The organism is Streptomyces sp. NPDC029152 (genome assembly GCF_055564355.1).
This window is the reverse complement of sequence record NZ_JBVHWR010000032.1, coordinates 12,708-32,350: the sequence shown is the minus strand read 5'-3', so window position 1 is coordinate 32,350 and position 19,643 is coordinate 12,708. Positions and strand designations below refer to the sequence as shown.

Annotated in this window: 15 protein-coding genes and 4 pseudogenes; 11 read left to right on the top strand and 8 right to left on the bottom strand. The window is 69.6% G+C overall.

Annotated elements, in window-relative coordinates; all coding sequences use genetic code 11:
• On the bottom strand, window positions 1-624 hold the full coding sequence (locus tag ACZ4V6_RS34665) for a lasso peptide biosynthesis B2 protein (RefSeq protein ID WP_467834968.1): 624 nt from the start codon (window positions 622-624) through the stop codon (window positions 1-3).
• Window positions 625-1,952: 1,328 nt separating this feature from the next.
• Between ACZ4V6_RS34665 and ACZ4V6_RS34660 the strand changes: the two genes are divergently transcribed.
• Window positions 1,953-2,981 carry a hypothetical protein gene (locus tag ACZ4V6_RS34660; protein ID WP_467834967.1) on the top strand — a complete coding sequence of 343 codons (1,029 nt, stop codon included), beginning with the start codon at window positions 1,953-1,955 and terminating at the stop codon, window positions 2,979-2,981.
• A 310-nt stretch (window positions 2,982-3,291) separates the two neighbouring features.
• Here ACZ4V6_RS34660 and ACZ4V6_RS34655 read toward each other — a convergent pair.
• A pseudogene (locus tag ACZ4V6_RS34655) lies at window positions 3,292-3,665 on the bottom strand (IS5/IS1182 family transposase); the annotation flags it as partial.
• Between the two features lie 205 nt (window positions 3,666-3,870).
• On the opposite strand from ACZ4V6_RS34655, the gene ACZ4V6_RS34650 reads away from it, so the two are divergent.
• Entirely contained in the window at window positions 3,871-4,521 is a 651-nt protein-coding gene (locus tag ACZ4V6_RS34650) for a fasciclin domain-containing protein (RefSeq protein WP_467834965.1), read from the top strand.
• An 82-nt stretch (window positions 4,522-4,603) separates the two neighbouring features.
• Here the strand turns inward: ACZ4V6_RS34650 and ACZ4V6_RS34645 are convergent.
• Together ACZ4V6_RS34645 and ACZ4V6_RS34640 are read right to left on the bottom strand one after the other, a co-directional pair.
• A pseudogene (locus ACZ4V6_RS34645) lies at window positions 4,604-4,989 on the bottom strand (transposase family protein); the annotation flags it as partial.
• Between the two features lie 545 nt (window positions 4,990-5,534).
• Window positions 5,535-5,861 (bottom strand): hypothetical protein, encoded by a 327-nt coding sequence (locus ACZ4V6_RS34640; RefSeq protein ID WP_467834964.1) that lies wholly within the window; start codon window positions 5,859-5,861, stop codon window positions 5,535-5,537.
• Between the two features lie 118 nt (window positions 5,862-5,979).
• Here ACZ4V6_RS34640 and ACZ4V6_RS34635 point away from each other — a divergent pair, with 118 nt between their 5' ends.
• Window positions 5,980-9,264 (top strand): AfsR/SARP family transcriptional regulator, encoded by a 3,285-nt coding sequence (locus tag ACZ4V6_RS34635; protein ID WP_467834962.1) that lies wholly within the window; start codon window positions 5,980-5,982, stop codon window positions 9,262-9,264.
• Window positions 9,265-9,276: 12 nt separating this feature from the next.
• On the opposite strand, the gene ACZ4V6_RS34630 is transcribed toward ACZ4V6_RS34635, so the two are convergent.
• Window positions 9,277-10,281, bottom strand: coding sequence for a helix-turn-helix transcriptional regulator (locus ACZ4V6_RS34630; protein ID WP_467834960.1), 1,005 nt, complete (start codon window positions 10,279-10,281; stop codon window positions 9,277-9,279).
• Between the two features lie 56 nt (window positions 10,282-10,337).
• Here ACZ4V6_RS34630 and ACZ4V6_RS34625 point away from each other — a divergent pair, with 56 nt between their 5' ends.
• From ACZ4V6_RS34625 to ACZ4V6_RS34615, 3 genes and pseudogenes are all read left to right on the top strand, one after another.
• Window positions 10,338-10,481, top strand: coding sequence for a hypothetical protein (locus tag ACZ4V6_RS34625; RefSeq protein ID WP_467834957.1), 144 nt, complete (start codon window positions 10,338-10,340; stop codon window positions 10,479-10,481).
• Complete coding sequence (locus tag ACZ4V6_RS34620; RefSeq protein WP_467834955.1) at window positions 10,478-11,029, top strand: NIPSNAP family protein; 552 nt, start codon at window positions 10,478-10,480, stop codon at window positions 11,027-11,029. The genes ACZ4V6_RS34625 and ACZ4V6_RS34620 overlap by 4 nt, the downstream gene beginning before the upstream one ends.
• A gap of 83 nt (window positions 11,030-11,112) precedes the next feature.
• A pseudogene (locus ACZ4V6_RS34615) lies at window positions 11,113-11,266 on the top strand (IS5/IS1182 family transposase); the annotation flags it as partial.
• 128 nt (window positions 11,267-11,394) lie between these two features.
• On the opposite strand, the gene ACZ4V6_RS34610 reads toward ACZ4V6_RS34615, so the two are convergent.
• Complete coding sequence (locus ACZ4V6_RS34610; protein ID WP_467834953.1) at window positions 11,395-12,225, bottom strand: alpha/beta fold hydrolase; 831 nt, start codon at window positions 12,223-12,225, stop codon at window positions 11,395-11,397.
• Between the two features lie 651 nt (window positions 12,226-12,876).
• Here ACZ4V6_RS34610 and ACZ4V6_RS34605 point away from each other — a divergent pair.
• Window positions 12,877-13,353 carry a hypothetical protein gene (locus tag ACZ4V6_RS34605; RefSeq protein WP_467834950.1) on the top strand — a complete coding sequence of 159 codons (477 nt, stop codon included), beginning with the start codon at window positions 12,877-12,879 and terminating at the stop codon, window positions 13,351-13,353.
• Between the two features lie 74 nt (window positions 13,354-13,427).
• Here ACZ4V6_RS34605 and ACZ4V6_RS34600 read toward each other — a convergent pair whose 3' ends face one another.
• The gene (locus ACZ4V6_RS34600) at window positions 13,428-14,000 is read right to left on the bottom strand and encodes a GH25 family lysozyme (protein ID WP_467834947.1); all 573 of its coding nucleotides are present in this window, start codon (window positions 13,998-14,000) and stop codon (window positions 13,428-13,430) included.
• A gap of 477 nt (window positions 14,001-14,477) precedes the next feature.
• Window positions 14,478-15,502 (bottom strand): annotated as a pseudogene (locus ACZ4V6_RS34595) (ISAzo13 family transposase); the annotation flags it as partial.
• Window positions 15,503-15,926: 424 nt separating this feature from the next.
• On the opposite strand from ACZ4V6_RS34595, the gene ACZ4V6_RS34590 reads away from it, so the two are divergent.
• From ACZ4V6_RS34590 to ACZ4V6_RS34575, 4 genes are all read left to right on the top strand, one after another.
• A complete protein-coding gene (locus ACZ4V6_RS34590; RefSeq protein WP_467834946.1) occupies window positions 15,927-17,123 on the top strand; it encodes a M4 family metallopeptidase in 1,197 nt (398 codons plus the stop codon).
• 68 nt (window positions 17,124-17,191) lie between these two features.
• Window positions 17,192-17,488 (top strand): protealysin inhibitor emfourin, encoded by a 297-nt coding sequence (locus ACZ4V6_RS34585; protein WP_467834943.1) that lies wholly within the window; start codon window positions 17,192-17,194, stop codon window positions 17,486-17,488.
• A gap of 104 nt (window positions 17,489-17,592) precedes the next feature.
• Complete coding sequence (locus tag ACZ4V6_RS34580; RefSeq protein WP_467834941.1) at window positions 17,593-18,552, top strand: endonuclease/exonuclease/phosphatase family protein; 960 nt, start codon at window positions 17,593-17,595, stop codon at window positions 18,550-18,552.
• Window positions 18,553-18,625: 73 nt separating this feature from the next.
• Window positions 18,626-19,633 (top strand): DUF2278 family protein, encoded by a 1,008-nt coding sequence (locus ACZ4V6_RS34575; RefSeq protein WP_467834940.1) that lies wholly within the window; start codon window positions 18,626-18,628, stop codon window positions 19,631-19,633.
• Window positions 19,634-19,643 lie beyond the last annotated feature (10 nt).

Sequence of the window (19,643 nt, the reverse complement as noted above, 5' to 3'; positions counted from 1 at the left end):
TCATGGTCCCTCGCGGCCGATCGACAGCACGGGGGTGAACGCGTGCCCGCGCGGGTCGGCGTCCGGGATGCACAGACCGGCCGAGGAGACCCAGGTGTGCATGGCGAAGGGGTGTTCGCGTACACCGACGTGCAGGACGGCCTCCCAGCCGCGCCGCCGCAGCAGCGCGAAGGCCGTCACCGCCTCGGACTTGCAGTCGCCGTTGACCAGGAAGCTCCTGCGGCTCTGTGCCTGCACCGCTCGTTTCAGCCGTCCCACCTGCTCCGCCGGGGGACTGTCCGTGCGGGCGTAGTCCGGGGCGGCCACCGACAGCAGCCGGAGCACCCGTCCGAATCCCATGGTCCGGATCAGCAGGTGGGTACCGTGCAACCAGAGCCGGACGCCGGCGTCCGTGTGCTCCCGTCGGCGTCCCTTCGCGCAGCCGGCCCGGACGAGACCGGTGACGACTTCGGCGCGTTCCTGGGCGTTCCCCTCGGTCAGCACCCGCACGTCCGCCGGTGTCATCCCGAGGAAACGTGTCCGCTTCCAGTCCGCGATCAGCGCTCCACCGGACAACCGGGTCACACGGCAATGCGGTGCCAGGATCTCCGCCAGGGCTGTCAGGGCATCGGCCTCGTCCGCCACCGCGCCTCCTCCCGGGTCCGGTGGGGAACGGTGTCAGGCCTGGTAGCCGTGGCCGTCGTAGAGGCCGCCGCTGAAGCCCCGGATCAGACGGCCGGTGCCGAGAAGAACGAGCCGACGAGGGGTACGGATCCGCAACAATCGAAGAAACATGATCTACCTCCGAAATATGATGCAATCCCCCAACTCCAGGCTACAGCGCCCCGAATGCTCCGCAACAAGGCCGCACGTCCCGCACCGCGTACCCGGGCGCCCGGGCGGGGAGGCCGCTCCTCCTGCCCTGGTCCGCCACCGGCGCGCGGCCGCTGCTTCCGGCCCGGATCCGCACGCTCATCCACCCCGGCCGGAGGCCGCGACCCGGACCGGCCTGGACGCCCTGTCCGCCGAGGACACCACCGCCAGGCGCCTCACCACAGGCTTCCTGCGCCGGTGCATGAGCCACGGCGCCCTGCCCCGGCTGAAGATCTCCGTGGTCCGCACCGAGATCCCCCACCGCTCGGCCGACACCGTCGCGTCGCCCCCGTACCAGGCATCGGACGCATCCGACGCATCCTGATCAGCGACTACTTCCCAGAACCGGAGCGCACCACAGCCGCACTCCCCCTCCTTCACGCGCAGCCGGTCGGCGCTTGGCCCACTCACCGTCCACGACGTCCTCACCGAAGCCGAACAGAGCCCCGTCCGTCCGGGCAAGCGTGGGTGCATGCTCATGACGGTCCGGACCAGGTCGGGGGTGCCCTGCCCTGGTCGTCGGCATGGATCTGCTCACCTGGCTGCTGTCCGACGGCCCTGGTCACCCGGACAGGAGCAAAACGGCTCAACGCCTGGCGCCCGACCGGCCCGGTGGCCATCGGGTGCTCCCTCGTCGACGACTTGGCCGGACGTGCCGACGGATCTCGCCGTCGCCGGCGCCCACGACCGGACACACGGCATCGTCACGTGTCCCGCCCGCCCCGAGGCGTCCGCTCGATCGACGATCGCCTCACCGCATGAGGAACCTGTCCGATGGCGTCTTTCCGTAAAACGCCGACATGGCGGTCAACAAGGGCGGTCACCGTCGTCTAGCGTGAACAACGGTGGAAAACTCCTTGTCATCGAGCGAACAGGTGGACGAGTGCCGTCGGCCGAAGGCGCCCTTCTCCGACGCCCGACGCTCCGGCACGGTTCGTCGCAGCCGACGCTCCCGGCCGACGGCCCCGGCGTCGTCTGCTGAACGCCCCGGACCGGTGGGACTTCGAATGAAGAACGGCGACGACGGCGCAGGACCGGCGACGGGCGCGGGACCGACGAGGTCCCGCGGCGCCCGGTGGACGAGCACGCCCGAGAAGGGGTTGTGGGAACTGCGCGAGAACCTGAACTCGCGCATCGGCGAGCTCGAGGCACAGTTCCGGGCCAAGAGCGAGCGGGGGCAGATCGGCCGGGAGGATCAGGCTCTGGCCGACCAGGCCCACGAAGAGCTGAGGGCGGCACGGAACACGCTCAGCCACCACCATCGACGACGGCTGCCCGCGGCTCATCTGGCCGTCGCCCAGACCCACTTCGATGTGGCCCACAACCTGCTGCTACGAGTGTCGTCGACGGACGAGATCACCTCGATGATGCCGGGCCTGGTGGCCTTCGTCCGGGAACACCTTCCGGTCAACGACGCACGGAGGGTACAGGTCGAAGAGATCGCCCTGTCGGTCCGCAGCGGGACGCCTCTGCAGACGGCGCAGCGCGAGGTCGTGGTCGACAGCGTGGCCGTCGCCCGTCAGGCGCATCTGAGGGAGAAACTGCGGGTGCGCAGCTTCACCTATGTCGTCTACGGGGTCGCGATCACTCTGACCGTGATCGCTGCCCTCGTGGGCGTCTTCGGTGCGCTCGCCCCGGGCACGGTGCCGCTGTGTTTCAGCCCGGAGGGCGTGGGGGTGGTCTGCCCCACCCGGAGCGACACCTCCGAACAGAGTCATAAAGGCAACGTCGACGCCCTGCAGTCCCAGGTCGCCTCGCCCTGGGACTATGCGGTCGTGGAATTCGTCGGCACCATCGCCGCCGCCGTGGCGGCCGCCGCGTCCCTGAGACGGATCAAGGGCACGTCCACTCCGTACAACGTGCCGGTCGCGCTGGCCCTGCTCAAGCTACCGACGGGCGCGCTGACCGCGGTGCTGGGGTTGCTCCTCATCCGCGGGGAGTTCGTCCCGGGTCTGCAGGCACTCAACTCGTCGGCGCAGATCATCGCCTGGGCCATCATCTTCGGCTACGCCCAGCAGTTGTTCACCAAGTTCGTCGACAACCAGGCGCAGAACGTCCTGGGTTCGGTGGGCGGGCCGAACAACACAGTCGGCAAACCGGTCCGGGACCCCCAAGTGCCGGCCGCGTGACGGACGTCGCGTGGGAGGGGGCCGGTCAGGCGAGCCGGCCGGCGGCCGCCACCAAGGCGGTGAGTGCGCGGCGGGTCTTGTTCTCGGAGTGCTCGGAGAGGGACACCCCGCGGTCCCGTACCGTCTTCTGGAGTTTCCGCTGCTTGCGCTCGCCAGCGTTGCGTGGGTGGCTTCGGGATCAGCGGCCGTCATGTTTTTCACCTTCGTTCGAAGCCGCCTCCTTCGGTCAAGGCAGCCGGACTTCTGAAGGACTACCTCAATTTTTTCACACGAGCTCTTTCCCACCTCAGCCTGAGCTGGCCAAACGCAGTCAGAGGATGACTTGGGCGGGGATCGTGATGCGAGTGGTGGAGCTTCGCAGTCTGCAGGGGAGCTGCGAGAACCGACGGTGGCGACGGCCTGCTCGGCCAAGACCCGGACCTTCGTGAGACCGGTTGACGGCGTCGTGTCCCTGGGGATGCGTCTTCCGGCGTCCCCAGCACGGGATGCGGACCGTGCCCCCGGCACCTTGGTACCCCTTGCCGGCCCAGCACTTGATGCAGGCGTCCGCGAGCGTGCGGATGGTGCCGTGTTCGCGGGCGCCCCAGACATCATGGCGGCATCGGGCAGAGCCGGCGAGGCTCACGGTAACTGGCCGGACGGACCGGCCAGGACCTGCATGTTCATCCGACGTTTTTCGCGCTCGTCCCGAACTGCCGAGGTCAGCCGGTTCGAAGATGCCGGACGGCGCAATTTGCGCTTAGATGGTGGAGGGCCCGATCAGGAACCGATGGGCCCGCCGGTGTGGTGCGTATCCCCAACCGGTGTGCGGGCCCCTGACCAGGTGGCCCTTGTCGCAGTCAGTCGACCCCAGGCCCAAGCCCTCCTCCATAGGGAACGAGGAATTGGTATGAAGTGCGTCCGTGTCCGTACCACCGCTGTCACCGTGGCAGCGGCGCTGAGCCTCCCGCTGTCGCTGGGCGTACTGGCGTCCCAGGCATCGGCCTCCGACTCGTCGCCAGGTGCCACCGACACAGCGTCGCCGTCGCAGAGCGAGCAGCCCTTCGGTCCAGGCTGTTCCATGCTGCCGCAGAGCGGCAACGGAAGTGCCGCGCAGATGGCGCACGAGAGCATCACAACCGCAGTGGACAACAACCCGAACCTGTCCATGTTGGCCGATGCCATCAAGAAGACCGACCTGGCGAAAACCCTGGACGGCCTCAAGGACAGCACCGTCTTCGTGCCCACCAACAACGCGTTCAACAAACTCAGCGCCGACAAAAGGGACGCGCTTCTCAACGACAGAGCTCAGCTCAAGAAGGTGCTGACCTACCACGTGGTCGAGCACACGAAGATCACCAAGGCGCAGCTGCCTCAGGGCACCTTCACCACGCTTGAGGGCAGCACCCTCACCACCTCTGGCTCCGGCGACTCCTTCAAGGTCAACGGCAGTGTGCCGATCGCCTGCGGCAACATTCCCACGAAGAACGCGACGGTATACATCATTGACGGCGTTCTTGTCCCGCCGACTGCCACCCCATCGACATCGTCATCCTCGTAGGGACGATGTCGCAGAAACAACATACTGTTCGAGCGCTGCGACCCTCCCTCAGTGAACCGTTTTCATCCTGGACAGGTTCAGGTCAGCAGGGTGTGGGCGCTTGGACGACCGTGCCGATGGGGCGGGTGGAACAGCGGGCTCGCCGCAGCAGCCGCCACATCCTGAGTTGAGCGAAGGCGCGTTCGCCGGGTGCCCGGAGCCGGGCATGGCCGCGGTTGAACTGCCGGTGATGCTCGGGGTGTTCGCTGTGGTGGCAGTACGGGGTGCGGAAGGCGGCGCCGCGCCCTGGTGGGCGCGGTCCGCGGGCACGGGGATCTGCCGGGTCGGGCAGGCCTGGACGGTGCCATGAGCGCGGGCCGCCGTCAGGTCGTGGGTGCGCCCCGGCGTCGCGCGGGAGAACCACAGCGGGGTGCCGTCCGGACGGGCGACGACCTGGACGTTCATGCCGTGCTGCCGGTGTTTACCCACGGGACGCGGCCGCGGGTTGCCGGTTCGGGAGCCGGGACCTGCTGGTCGACTCGGACCCCTGGGCGGACCCGAGTCGGCGCAGTGTCCTGCCGTGCGAGTCGCAGCCGGGCACGCCGCTGCGGCTGGTCAGTCATGCTGGTGATCGTAGGGACCTGGAACAGGCGGCGCGGGCCATTTGCCGATCCTCCGTCCGTGGGCGGCGGCCGGTCCGGTCACCGGCCGGGACCCGCCGGGCTGGGGTGCCGTCGGCGGCGGAACGTGGACGACGGCGCCCTTGTCCGCCTCGGAGTCAGGCCTTGAACGAGGATGCAGGATGCGTCGAACCGGCCAGGCGAATGCGGGCCGACGGACTGCCACGTCGCCCACGGTTCTCCGGGTCGGTGAACATGCCGCACGGCCGTACCCGGTCCTGCGCCATCGGCTGGGGAGCTCGCCCTGCTCGACGGCTGCCTCACCGCCACCGGCCTGCCCCTCGCACCAAGTGGAGTCCGCCGATTCCGTCCATCATCGGAGAGGTGGCCGGCAGCGTCGGGATATCCACCACGTCATGAGCCGACCACGTCCCCGACGATGTGCCCTGTCCGACGCTGCGCGCGGAGCACGGCGCGGGCCGCCGCGCGGATCTCCTCGTCGATCTCCATCCCCGAGGCCAGGACCTGGAGCAGCCGGGTCCGCCATACGTCGGGGTCCGCGTCGTACGCGTCCAGCACCCGTACGCCATGGCCGCCCCGCGCGCCGCCGCCGGCCAGCCGTCGTCGTACCGCCTCCCGCAGCGCGGCGTGGAGGTCGTGGACGACTCCACGTGGGGTGTCGGTGAGTCCGGCCGCCGCCCCTGTGGCCAACGCGGTGGCCACCAACTCCACTTCGGTCACTCGGACCCCCTTTGGTTGTGCGGATTGTGCGATGTCGCGGCCATCACCATGGCGTGGCGTGCTGCAATGCTGATGAATTCTGGATGACCTGGAAGACGTGTGGGAGCGGAGGCTTCGGGTGAGCGGGGGATCTCCTCAGCGGTTCCGGTTCGAGGTGCTCGGGCCGTTACGGGCGTGGCGGGACGGAGCGCCGCTGGAGCCGGGGCCCGTCAAGCGGCAGACCGTGCTGGCCGCGCTGCTGCTGAGCCGGGGGGCCGTGGTGAGTCATGAGCGGCTGCTCGACGCGGTCTGGGGGGCGGAGCCACCCGCAGGCGGCCGCAAGGTGCTGCCCACCCACGTCAATGCGCTGCGCAGAGCGCTCGACCCCGACGGCACCCCGCCTGCGGAGTCGGTGATCCGCAGCGGCAAGGGCTGGTACCGCTTCGTCGTCGAGGAGGTCCGGCTCGACACGGAGGAGCTGGAGGAGCGGGGTGACGCGGCACTGCGCGCCGTCGCGTCCGGAGACCTGGTCACCGCGGCCGGCCGGCTGGCCGGCGTTCTGGAGCTGTTCCGTGGCGAGCCGCTGGCCGGGCTGCCGGGGCCGTTCGCGCGGGACGAACGGCAGCGGTGGGAGGAACGCCGGCGGACGCTCAGGCTGGAACGGCTCAAGTGCCTCGTATCTCTCAGCCGGTTCGGCGAGGCCCTCGACGACCTCGGCGGGTTGTCGGCGTCCTCGGTGGCGGACCGCTACGACGAGTCGCTGAGGGCCTTGCGCATGCGGGCGCTGTACGGCTGCGGACGTCAGGCGGAGGCTCTCAACGCCTACGAGGACATGCGCGTACGACTGCGTGACGAGCTCGGAGCCGACCCCGGGGAGGAACTCCGCCGGGTGCACGAGGCGGTGCTGCGCCAGGACGACGCCTTCCTGCTTCCTCCCCCGCCGGCACCCTCCCGGCCCCGCACGAGCACCGTGCCCGCAGAACTCCCCCATGACGTGCCGGGTTTCGCGGGCCGCATCGACGAGCTCGCCCGGCTCCACGCCCTGCTTCCGCCCGAGCGGGACCACCATGGCCCGGCGAACACCGTCGTCATCTCGGCCATCGGCGGTGCCGCCGGCATCGGCAAGACCGCGCTGGCCGTGCACTGGGCCCACCGGGTTCGCGACCGGTTCCCGGACGGCCAGCTCTACGTCAACCTCCACGGCTTCGACCACGACCGCCGCCCCCTGGAACCCGGCGAGGCCCTCGAACTGCTGCTGCACGGGCTGGGCCTCGCGGCCTCGGAGATCCCCCCGCACCCCGAGGCCCAGGGCCGCGTCTTCCGCACCTTGCTGTCCGGCCGGCGCATGCTCGTGCTCCTGGACAACGCGGCCTCCGCCGATCAAGTGCGACCGCTGCTGCCGGCCGGCCCTTCCTGCTGCGTCGTCGTCACCAGCCGCAACCGGCTCGGCGACCTCGTCGCCCGCGACGGCGCCCAGGCCCTTCCCCTGGACCTTCTCCAGCCGGACGAGGCTCGCGCACTCCTGAGCCGAACCCTCGGCACGGACCGGGTCGACGACGACGGACACGCGGTCGACGAACTGGTCAGGCTCTGCGGCGGCCTCCCCCTGGCCCTGCGCGTGGCCGCCGCCAGACTGGCGGGCGATCCGGCCCTGCGGACAGCCGACCTGGTCGCCGAGATGGCCGCGGGCAACAGGCTGGAGGCATTGGCACCGGAAGGAGACGCCGACTCACCTCTGCGCACGGCCTTCTCGGTGTCGTACCGGGTGCTGGCGTCCGACGCGCGCCGGTTGTTCCGGCTGCTCGGACTGTTTCCGGGCGCCGACTTCACGGCCGAGGCCGCGGCGGCCCTCCTGGGCGCACCGCTCACGCGGACTCGCCGTCTGCTCGGCGCCCTGGCCGCAGCGCATCTGATCGAACCCGCGACCGCGGGCCGGTACCGGTTCCACGACCTCCTTCGCGCGTACGCGCGGGAGCGGTCGGTGGTGGAGGAGACGGCTGCAGAGCGCGGCGCCGCGCTGGAACGGCTCTTGGTCTGGTATCTGCACGCCGTTCGCGCCACCGCGGGGACCTCGCTCTTCCCTGAACTCCCCCGCGATCTCCGGCCCGTCGGTCCTCCGGGCGTGCCGTCGACCACCGAACCCGAACAATGGCTGGAGGCGGAGCTGCCCAACCTGCTCGCCGTCATCGACCATGCCGGCCGCCACGGTCCCCGCCCGGTCGCCTGGTACCTGGTCTCCGCGCTGTTCAGCCACTTCTGGACCCACCTGCCGCGCAAGACCTGGCAGTCCATCGGCCGGACGGCACTGGACGCGGCCGAAGCCGAGAAGGACCTGTTCGGCCAGGCCGCGATGCACTTCAGTCTCGCGGCAGCCCGGTGGGACCGGGGCCACGTCCGACAGGCGATGGAGCACGCCACACGCGCACTGGACATCAGCCGGGGAATCGGTTGGGAGACAGGCGAAGCCGCCGCCCTCGGCCTCAGGGGCTTCGCGCACTGGAGCATGGCGCGCCTGGACAGGGCTCGTGACGACTTCATCGTCGGTCTGCGCCTCTTCCGTGAGACCGGGCACCGTGACTACGAGGCCTTCGGGCTGACCGGCCTCGGCATGACCTGCTGGGACCTGGGCCAGTTGTGCGAGGCTGCCGGTCACCTCGAACGCGCCGTGGGTCTCAGTGCACGGCTCAGCCGGTGGAACGGCAGTTCGGCCGTGCAGATTCTGGGCCGGGTGTACTGGGAACTCGGCCGTTTCGCCGACGCGCTCGACCTCCTCGGCCCAGCGGTGGCCCGGGACGAAGAGGCCGGTCACCGCGACGGCCGCGCGATGATGCTCGACACCGTCGCGAAGATCAGTCTCGACCTCGGCCGCCACGAGGAGGGGCTGGAGCAGGCCGAACGAGCCCTGGCCCTGGTCAGAGACACGAAGCGGTACTGGATCCAGGCGAGCATCCTCAACGCGGTCGCCGCCGCCCACCGGGAGCTGGCACATCCGGACCGGGCGCTTCAGGCCGACGGGCAGGCACTCGCCCTGGCCCGCAAGGTGATGTCCAAACGCGCCGAGGCCGACACCCTCCTGAGCCTCAGCGTCACCTACCACCGCATGGGCCGGCCTCACGAGGCCCGCGCCCACGCCGCACAGGCACTGCACCTGGCCCGCGCCCACTCCTTCCGCGTGGCGGAGGGCCAGGCCCTGACCGTCCTCTTCGAAACAGCCCGCACCACGGACGTCGAGCTGGCCCAGGAGGCCCTGGCCATCCACCGCGAGACCGGCCACCGCCCGGGCGAGACCCGCACCCTCCTGGCGCTTGCCCGGGCCGGTCACCGAACCGAGAACACCACCCCAGGACCGCTGAGCCGACCGGCACGGGACATCTTCGCGGACAGCGACGCATCCGAACAGGGCTACGGGAACTCCGATCGCTGACGTACGGCGGTCTTACGCACGTGTGTGGGAGCAGGGAGGAGGGTGCAGTTGGTCGGTGCCCCGATCGGACGGACTCTCTGCCCGCGGCCACCCTTCGTAGCGGGTGGCGAGGGTCCGTACCGTCTCGGCGATGCGGTCACGGAGTTCGGCCGGTGCCATGACCTCGACGTCGGCGCCCAGCCGCAGGAACTCTCCGCAGGCGTGGTCGATCGACTCGATGGGCACCCGGGCCTCCGTCCATCCGTCACCGGCGGGCGGGACGCCGAGGCGGCGGGCGCCCTTTGGGGTGAGCCGTAGCAGGGCCTCCCCGGTGTGCAGCCGCGCTCGGAAGCCGGCCAGATAGCTGTTCCAGTGCTTGGTCAGGTCGAACCCGTCCTGGGTGGCGAACTCGTCCTCCAAGGGCCGGAGTTCGAGGATCTGGTCGATCCGGTAAGTGCGGATCCCGCTCGGCCCGTTCGCGACCAGGTACCAGCGGCCGGCCTTGAGTACGAGCCCGTACGGCTCCACCCGCCGCTCGATCTCCTCCGGCGCCCGCCAGCGCCGGTATCGCAGTACCACCGCCCGCCGGGCCCACACCGCGGCGGCGGCCGCGGTCAGGTGAGGCGTACGGTCGGCGTCGCCGTACCAGCCGGGGGCGTCGAGCAGGAAGCGCTCCTGGATCCGCTCGGCGTGTTCGCGCAGCTCCGCCGGAAGAGCGGCCCGCAGCTTGAGCTGGGCGGTGGCGAGTGCCTCACCGAGGCCGAGCTCGGCGGCGGCGCCGGGGAGTGCGGCGAGGAACGCGGCCTGCGCCTCGTCCGCGGTCAGACCGGTGAGCCGGGTCCGGTAGCCGTCGACCAGCCGGTAGCCGCCCGCGTGTCCGGCGTCACCGTACAGCGGGATACCGGCGGCACCGAGCGCCTCGACGTCTCGGTAAACGGTCCGTACCGAGACCTCCAATTCCTCGGCCAGCTGCCGGGCCGTCATCCGACCCCGGCTCTGGAGCAGCAGAAGCAGGGCGACCAGCCGACTCGCGCGCATGCCGCTCAGTATCCACTGACGGAGGATGTCAGTGGAACGGCCCTAACCTGCGGCGCATGGACGACTTCACTTTCCTGCACAGCCCCTGGCGCGTGGCCGACCGCCGTCTCGCCCCGCCCCTCGGCCCAGGCTCCGGCACCTGGATGGAGTTCCCCGGCCACGCGGCGGCCCGGCCGCTTTTCGGAGGTGCCGACGGATGAACATCGTCGAACTCCGGCAGTACACCCTGCGTCCCGGAGCCCGGGAGACGCTGATCGAGCTGTTCGAGCGCGAGTTCGTGATCAGTCAGCAGGCGGTCGGCATCACCGTCGGGGGCCGTTTCCGCGACCTGGACGACCCGGACCGCTTCGTCTGGCTGCGCGCGTTCCCCGACATGGCGCACCGCCGGCGCGCGCTCGAGGCGTTCTACACCGGCCCGGTCTGGCGGGAGCACCGCGATGCGGCCAACGCCACCATGGTCGACAGCGACGACGTCCTGCTGCTGCGCGGCCCGGGCTTCACGCCCCCGCCCGGCGCCGGTGAAGTGTTCGCAACCGTGTGCCGCCCCGCCGACGCCGCCGCCTTCGACGCGTACGCCGCCCGGCACCTGAAGCCGGGCCACGCGCTGCACCGTACCGAGCACGCTGAGAACGACTTCCCCCGTCTGCCCGTCCGCACCGGGGAGGACGTCCGGGTCTGGTTCGGCCTGACCGAGCCGACACCCTGGCCTGCCCGGCGGCTGCGGTTGGCACCCGTGACGCCTTACTGATCACTTCGGAATGAGTTTGACTCGGGGGCTTGGCGGTCGGGCAGGGCGCTGCGCGTCCGCCGCATGTCCGTCCGGGGTCTGCCTCGCCTGTCGACCGCGCCCGCACCGGATCCGAGCACCACTTGATCGCCGACTGCTACGGGGCCGCTCGTCGTCATGCTCACCGACGGCAACCGCCATGATGTCGCCCGGCTGCTGCCGCTGCTGGACGCCGTCCCACCGGATCGGAGGTCCGTCTGCTGTGGAAGCGTGGCGTCGCTCAGCCAATTCTTCCGTTCAGCGACATTTACTTTCCGCAATAAGACGTCCGCTGTCGGATGCGACGAGGCGTCCGGACAGGTGGAAGCACCGGCGTGGCGCGGCCGCTAGGACTTCACGAACGCCAGGAGGTCGGGGTTGAGGACCTCCGGGTGCGTCGTGAGCATCCCGTGGGGCAGACCCTCATACGGCTTCAGGGTGCTGTCGCGCAGCAGCTCGGCGGACAGCGGCGCCGAGTCCGGGTAGGGCACGACCTGGTCGTCCGTCCCGTGCGCGACGAGGACCGGTACGTCGATCTGCTTCAGGTCGTCGGTGAAGTCGGTCTCGGAGAACGCGGCGATGCACTCGTAGTGGGCGTTGGCCGCGCCCGTCATCCCCTGTCGCCACCAGTTGTCGATCAGGCCCTGGGACACCTTCGCACCGTCCCGGTTGAACCCGTAGAAGGGGCCGGACGGCACGTCGATGTAGAACTGCGACCGGTTGGCGGCGAGAGCCGCGCGGAACTCGTCGAAGACCTCCCTGGGCGTGCCGCCGGGGTTGGTGTCGGACTTGATCATCACCGGTGGGACCGCCCCGACGAGCACGGCCTTCGCGACCCGTCCGGGCTTGGCGCGGGCCACGTAGCGGGCGACCTCGCCGCCACCGGTCGAGTGCCCGATGTGCACGGCGCCCTCGAGGCCAAGGGCGTCGGTCACCGCCGCGACGTCGGCGGCGTAGGTGTCCATGTCGTGGCCCGTGGAGGGCTGGCCGGACCGGCCGTGCCCGCGCCGGTCGTGGGCGATGACGCGATAGCCGTGGGACAGGAAGAACAGCATCTGGTTGTCCCAGTCGTCGGCGGTCAGCGGCCACCCGTGGTGGAAGACGATCGGCCTGCCGTCCCGCGGTCCCCAGTCCTTGTAGAAGATGTTCGTGCCGTCGGAGGTCGTGACTGTGCCCATCGTCGGGTGATCCTTCCGCTTGACTCGGCGAAGCGGCCGGGTGCCGGGAGTCGCTCAAGCGCTGGGCGCGAGCGAGTGGACCCACGGCCCCGGACAGAGCGGCGCGGCCACGTACCTCGGCCGGCCGCACACGACGAGCCTACGCCTGTGTCCGTCGCGGTTCATGTCCACGAGCTGCCGCCCCGGCGTCCGCCGCGGGTGGCATCGAGAGCGCCCGCGCATCAGTACGGGTCACTGCGCCCCGGTCAGCGGGTGCTGAACGTCCGAAGAGGGCTCGGATGACCGCCGCGGCGGCCCGCCAGGTCTGCGGCGACGGGGCATCGACCACCCTCGACCGGGACCGGGACCTCGCCGACACGGCTCGGATCGGCCGGCCTTGGCTTCTGGCCGAAGGTGGTGTGCGGGTCCGGGGACGGGAGGTGTGTCCTGTGCGGGCGCCGTTCGGCCGCGTCTTCGTGTCCTACGAGGTGGAGCTGTGCCGGAGGCGCTCCTCGACCAACTCACCCCAGAGGGTCGGCTGCTTGTGCACGCCAGCAGCGCGTCGCCGTCGCGGTTCGGCCTCACTGTCGTGGAGCGCACCGCCGACGGGCGGATCACGGCGGAGCTGCGGCCGTGGAGTCCGCGCAACGGGGCCGGAGGCGACATGGCACGATGACGGCCATGTCGGGTCAGCTCTGGGTGTCACTCATATCGCTGGGCGGCGTTGTCCTCGGCGGCTTGTTGTCCTACCTCGTCCAGCACAGGACCCGACTCCCGGCGGAACGCGCTGAACGGCAACGACAGCGGATCCCCTTGTCGGAGACCCGGCGCGGGGAACGGCTGGCGTTGCCGGAGCGGTTCATCGAAGCGGGCGCCGAGGCCGAACGCTCCGCCTTCAGCCGGCCTTCCGAGCGGGAGGACACCGACGCCTGGTTCCTCACGACCCGGGACGTCATGAACAGGCTGTGGGTCGCGGAGCGGCTCATACGCATCCAGTCCCCCCTTCCCGTGCACGACGCGGCACGCGCGTACTTCCTCGACCTCAACCGGACGGTGTGGGAAGGCTCGCCTGACAGCGAGAGCGTGCGGGACTGTCTGGAGGACAACCGGCTGGCGTTCCTGGACGCGGCCCGCGCGGTCATGGGATAGCGCGACTCCCCGGGCGGTGCCTCATGCCGTCCTGCCGCGCGGCACAGGTCGAAGCCGGGCTCCGGGGCCGTCGTCTACGCGGGAGCGAGCTGCTTGGTGGCCCACGCCTTCAGTGCGGCCTTGTCCTCGAACCGGCCCACCGAGGTGTCGATGGGTTTCGACGTGTACTGGTGGAAGAGCCAGTCCGTCTGAATGTGGGGCCTTCCCGCGCCGACGCCGTACTCGGCGATCCACAGGCCGTCCCCGCAGTATGAGGTCGTGTCCCGGATCTTCCAGTACGAAGTCGAGCAGTACAGGATCACCCGGTGGTCGGGACGGAGACGCTTGACCGCCTTGATGAAGGCGTCCTTCTCTTCGCAGGGGGCGCTGCCCGTGCTGGTGGACTCCCAGTCGCAGGCCAGGATGTCGCCTGCCTGCGAGGCGCACTCGGCCACGAAGTGTTCGGCCTGCGCCTGGATGCTCCCCGGGTGGAGGAAATGGTAGAAGCCCAGAATCAGTCCGGCCTCCCGACCGTGCCTCGCTTGAGGCACCTGCTTCGAATTGACGTAGGTCCTCCCCTCGGTGGCCTTGACGAAGACGAAGTCCATGCCGGAAGTCGCATACGTCTCGCTCTGGTGGCTCGAGACGTCGATGCCCATGACGGTCATCCGTCCTCCTCGGCACAGTGCACGGACACGGACCCGGCACCGGAGGCAGAGCCGGTGCGAACACCCTCGCCGCCGAAATGCGCAGCCTCACATGTGCCGGTCGAGGATTCGCAGTAACGCGACTTTCCCTTCACGGTGTTATCGACGACCGTCATGAGGACACCTCCTCGAACTGGGCTGTTGTCATCCCCTGGAGACCAACCGGTCCTCACCTGCAGCGCATCGGTCCGGACGCCCTCGTCAGCAGCCACTCTCGAGCGGGATCACAGCCGCCCCGCCCCATAGGAACGCTTGGCACGGCGCCACGTCTCCCCTGCACCTGATATCTCCACTGTCCGTCGATGACAGGCCCCCCGCAACACGACAGGCGTACGCGCCCCTTCTTCCCATCGGCACTCTCAAGTCCACTCGCGCGGTTCACCGCCTGACGGCGACATCGGAATCGTTCGGGTGCCGTTCGGTCACCCGGTCGCCGAACCGCGTGCCGGGAAGAGCCGAGGCCTTGGTCATGGGATGACCGCTGCCGGTGGGGCAGGTGACGGCGTCCAACCCCGCCTTCCCGCGCGGTCCGGTGCGGGTGGTGGTCGCGGCGATCGATTCGAGGATGACTTCGTGGCTGGTCAACGGGCGGCCGCGCCGGTTCATGGTGATGCGCGGGAAGAGCCGGTGCCCGCCCCTGCCCCACTCCGAGGTGCCCGGCGGCAGATGGCAGACCGAGATGGTCAGGCCGGTCTCGGCGGCCGGGCGGGCGAGGTGGGGTTCCCAGGCCCGGGTGCGGTAGCCGTTGGAGCCGCCCGCACCGGCGGTGATCAGCAGCCGGGAAGCCCTCGGACGGACGGCCCTGCCCTGGTCGTGCCACCAGCGGCGAACCGACTCCACCGCTAACGCGACGGTGTCACGGTCGGTACCGCCGTTGATCCAACCGGTGTTGACCGCCGGACACGGATGCCATGAGGGACGGCCCTGCCCGGCTGCGGATCGGCGAAGTCACGCACGCGCACCGACACCGGGCCGCCCGTCGGCCGCCGGGAACGGCCCAGATCACGGAAGTCGCCGACCAGTTCCTTCTCGGTGTCCCCGCTGGTCACCGGCCGGTCGGCGTCCCGGTGACCACGTGCCGGCTCGCCGAGAGAGCGGCATGGGACGTCCCTGACGGTATGACGGCCGCCCTCGCGCCCCTCGGTGCCGGCCTGCAGCCGGAAGCCCTTCTGCCGCAGCAGGCCGACGACGGCGTCGGCACCGATCCGGTGACCCTGACGGGTCGGTTCGGCCGCCGGCGTGCGGAGCGGCTTGGCCGTCCACCGCAACGGCGACCCCGAGCCCCCGCGCCCCTCCGGCTCGACCAGGCCCGACGGCGCAGAACGCGGTTCGGGACCAAGGTCCGCAACGCGTTCACGTCCACCGCCCGGCCGCCGGCGACCGCCACTGCCGCTCGTCCGGACGCGGAACAGCATCGCGAATTTCACGGAACCTTGATCAGGAGTCTCGTCCGGGACGCGCATACGGCATCAACGAGACCCGCCTCCGAAAACAAACCCTTGGCAGTCGACTGCCCTTGACCACACATAAAGACACCCGAAGTCCGGTGGCGACGCTCGGCCCTCGAAACGACACCCGCAACCACCCGAAGAAGCGGCTCGAATGCGGGGAGTTATGTGAAACCGAAAATTTGACATCCCTTCTGCGATCGGTCGATGAAATGTGGCATCGCACCCCAAAACCTGCAATGCTGGTATGGAGAGAGAACTCACAAGGTGACACATGAGACGTGGTCAGCGGTCCGACTGCTTTGATCGACCGGTCTCACAGCCCAGTCCGCCTGGACGCTCTTGCACGGCCAACAATCCTCTTGCCATGGGCGGTCCCGGTGGACGGCGATGGGCGAATCAGCAACAAACCTTCGTCTTCGGACCACGGAGCCTCCCCATGGCAAGCGAACTTCGAGTGAACTGCGCGATTCCCCCGTACATACTCGAGGACCTTCTGGAAAGCGATGACAGTGAGGTGCGGCAGGCGGCCCTGAACACCCTGCTCACCACTGCCCGCCTGAGGGGCGAGCGGACGGTTCTGGCGGCCTTCCCCGGTGCCGCCACGCCCGGGAACGGGCGCAGGACGGTCTTCGACTGCCGAAACGGCACGAATCTCGCCCTCGCGGTACTGGCCCGGTCCGAGGACGGCCAGCCGTCCTCGGACAGCGCCGCCAACCGGGCGTTCGACGCCCTCGGCAAGACCCGGGACTTCTTCCAGCGAATTTTCGCCCGGAACTCCATCGATGGTCAAGGAATGCGCCTGGACGGCTACATACACTACGACGAGAAGTACAACAACGCCTTCTGGGACGGGCGTGAAATGTGCTTCGGAGACGGCGACGGAATCATTTTCTCCGACCTCACGGACTCGATTTCCGTGATCGCCCACGAATTGACACACGGAGTGACCGAGCACACTGCGGGACTCGCCTATCACGACCAGTCCGGGGCTCTGAACGAGTCCATTTCCGACGTGTTCGGGACGCTGGTCGAGCAATGGACGCTGAACCAGACGGCCGAGCAGGCGGACTGGTTGATCGGCCGTGAGGTCTTTACACCCAAGGTCCAGAAGGACGCTCTCCGGTCGATGAAGGCCCCGGGGCACGCCTGGGCACGGGACCCTCAGCCTGACCACATGTCGAATTACATCCACATGTCGGGGGACCACGGCGGAGTGCACTACAACTCCGGAATCCCGAACAAGGCCTTCTACCTGACGGCGACCGCCATCGGCGGACACGCATGGGAGGCCCCGGGAATGATCTGGTACGAATCCCTCAAAGCGTCCAACAGCGAGACGCGGTTCCAGGAATTCGCCGACACCACCTGCCGGAAGGCAGGAGATCTCTACGGATCCGGCAGCTCCCAGCAACAGGCCGTACTGGGCGCGTGGCAGCAGGTGGGCATCACCATCACCGGGGCCCCGGCCGGGATCGAGAGGGAACAGGGCCGCACGGTCGGCGAGAGCAGTGACGCGGGCCGGCAGGATTCCGTGGCGGCAGTGGCCAGGCAGGTTCAGACGCTGATGGGCCAGGTGCAGGAACTGAGCAACGACGTGGCCATGCTGAAGGGACGTGTGACCAGCGGCCGTTGACCGCCGCGCCCTCCGTCGTTCCGGCGGAGGGCGCAGGTCGGCTGTGAGACGCCATGAAAATCACCTTGGTGACAGACGGCGGGCTGGCCGCCACGGTCCTCGCCGGCCTCCCGCCTCAGGTCCTGGACACGGACACCCTGTCCGAAGGAGCCGCTGCCGAGCTGCACCGACTGGTGTCCGCAGCCGCCCGGTCGGTGGCGGAAGGCACCGAGGAGCCCACCGGCCTGGCGAGGGACGCCATGACCTACTCGATCACGGTCGAGGAGGGCGATCACGCGTCCGTCCTGGTCCAGTCGGATACGACCATGTCCCCGGAGTTCGCGGCGCTGCTGCGACGGCTCAAGGAACACACCGCGTGGCAGTGAGGGCCGACGCCGTGAAGACGGCGGCCTGCGTCACGGTTCGGCGCACCTCACCCGACAACCATATCGGTGGAACAGCACCGGGGTGAAAGCACGAGGACAGGAACATGGCAGTCATCGGCACATGGAACCTGGAGAACCTGTACCGGCCCGGCGGGCAGTTCGGGCCCCGAGATCGCGCCGCATACGAGGCGAAGCTGGAGTCCCTGGCCGATACCGTCGGCCGGCTCGGCCCTGACCTGCTCGGAGTGCAGGAGGTCGGCGACCCGCCGGCGCTCGGAGACCTGACCGATGCCCTCGACGGCGAATGGCACGTCGCCCTGTCGGAGCATGCGGACGGGCGCGGAATCCGGGTGGGTTTCCTCAGCCGGTCGCCCTTGACACCCGTCGCGGACATCGACGAGTTTCCTTCGCAGGTCGCCCCGCTCCAAAGCGGCGACGACGGAGAGCCCAGCCACCGGACAGGCCGTGGAGCGCTCGCCGTGAGCGTCTCGCCGGCCCCGGGCAGCGAACTGCACGCGGTCGTCTGCCATCTGAAGTCCAAGCTGCTGACGTTCCCGGGGCACCGGTTCGCCCCCCGGGACGAAGGCGAACGGGCCCGCTACGCCGCCTACGCCCTGTTCCGGCGCGGCGCCGAGGCCGTGACCGTTCGCTCCGCGGCAGACCGCCTGCTCGACGGGGACGGCGGTACGCGAATGGTCGCCGTCATGGGGGACTTCAATGATGAGCCGTCCGCAGCCACCACGCAGATCCTCCTCGGCCCGCCCGGCTCCCAGATCGGAACCCCCGGCTTCAAGCACCCCGATCGGGGGGACGGGGTGCGGCTGTGGAACCTCTGCCCCCTCATTCCCGAGGACCAGCGTTACTCCCGCGTCCAGGACGGACAGCCCGAGCTGATCGACCACATCCTGGTCAGCCGCGCCCTGCTGGACCGGGTCGAACGCGTCTTCACCGGCAACGAGCACCCCGGACAGTCACTGCCCTCGGTCGGCGAAGACCCCTCGGAGCGGCGGGACGCGCCCGCCTCCGACCATGCTCCGATCCTCGCCGTACTGCGCCTCCCCTGAGGTTTCGCCCCGCGCCGTCGGGGTGCCGGCCTCGGCCCGTCCGGGCCGGCCGGAGGAGAGAAGGGTGATCCACATGCCACTGAAGAAGTACGGAGTGCTGGCCGCCCACGTTGTCGACAGGCTCCGGGAAGGGCACAGCGACACTCCGCACTACCAGATCCACCTTGTCGACGACTCGGACACGCACTACCGCGCCGCTGTCAACGTGCAGTCACAGCAGGCCCCTTCGGAGCTTCTGTACCTGGCCGACGACGACTTCCACCATCCGCTCACCGACATGCTCCCGGTCGCCGGCAGCGGCTGGACCGGCCTGCGGTCCCGGCCAGGAGCGGCAGGCCTCGACTTCATCCGCGGCAACTTGTTCGACCCCGCCAAGATGCGGTTGCTGCCTCCGGACCTGCCGGGTCCTGACAACGACCTCGCCGACCTGCTGGACCACTACATCCAGCGGGCGATCAACGACCCCGCCATCTGCCTGTACGCCTTCGGTCAGCGTTGGGGCCGCGAAGAGGGCAAGCCCGACAAGATCTTCGGGTTCGAGCCCGGCAACGGTGTCCACGACATCCACATGAACCAGGGCAATAGCGGCCGGTTCCGCGGCGACGACGGGGTCTGGCAGGACGGCGGGCTCCTGCTGCACCTGCCCGGGGAGTCCCGTTGGGTCGGGATCTTCCTGGCCTTCCAGTCCCAGGCGTGGCATACGGACGACACCACCGGTCACGCCATCGAGACCGCCCCCCGCCGCACCGACGAAGAGCGAGGCCCCGTGCGGATCGTGGCCGCCCTGGCAGAGCCCCTCAGTCCTGAGCAGGAGAGCGAGACCGTCACCCTGATCAACACCTCCCGCACCCCCGTCGGTCTCACGGACTGGCAACTCGCGGATCAAGAGAAGCGCAAGCTCCCCCTGCCCGATGTCAGCCTTCAACCCGGCGGGACCCTGACCGTCCCCGGTGCCGGTGACTTCCACCTGGGCGACCGCGGAGGGGCCATCACCCTCCTCGACCCCGACGGCCTCAAGGTCCACGGCGTTTCCTACACCGCCCGGCAAGCCGGGCCGAAGGGCGAGACGGTCACCTTCTGACGGGGGACGG

What these genes read in the sequence shown, in the direction of transcription:
- ACZ4V6_RS34650 (WP_467834965.1), top strand. Translation starts at nt 3,871, where the DNA reads ATGAAGTGCGTCCGTGTCCGTACCACCGCTGTCACCGTGGCAGCGGCG.
- ACZ4V6_RS34630 (WP_467834960.1), bottom strand. Translation starts at nt 10,281, where the DNA reads ATGCGCGCGAGTCGGCTGGTCGCCCTGCTTCTGCTGCTCCAGAGCCGG.
- ACZ4V6_RS34625 (WP_467834957.1), top strand. Translation starts at nt 10,338, where the DNA reads ATGGACGACTTCACTTTCCTGCACAGCCCCTGGCGCGTGGCCGACCGC.
- ACZ4V6_RS34620 (WP_467834955.1), top strand. Translation starts at nt 10,478, where the DNA reads ATGAACATCGTCGAACTCCGGCAGTACACCCTGCGTCCCGGAGCCCGG.
- ACZ4V6_RS34610 (WP_467834953.1), bottom strand. Translation starts at nt 12,225, where the DNA reads ATGGGCACAGTCACGACCTCCGACGGCACGAACATCTTCTACAAGGAC.
- ACZ4V6_RS34605 (WP_467834950.1), top strand. Translation starts at nt 12,877, where the DNA reads ATGACGGCCATGTCGGGTCAGCTCTGGGTGTCACTCATATCGCTGGGC.
- ACZ4V6_RS34600 (WP_467834947.1), bottom strand. Translation starts at nt 14,000, where the DNA reads ATGACCGTCATGGGCATCGACGTCTCGAGCCACCAGAGCGAGACGTAT.
- ACZ4V6_RS34590 (WP_467834946.1), top strand. Translation starts at nt 15,927, where the DNA reads ATGGCAAGCGAACTTCGAGTGAACTGCGCGATTCCCCCGTACATACTC.
- ACZ4V6_RS34580 (WP_467834941.1), top strand. Translation starts at nt 17,593, where the DNA reads ATGGCAGTCATCGGCACATGGAACCTGGAGAACCTGTACCGGCCCGGC.
- ACZ4V6_RS34575 (WP_467834940.1), top strand. Translation starts at nt 18,626, where the DNA reads ATGCCACTGAAGAAGTACGGAGTGCTGGCCGCCCACGTTGTCGACAGG.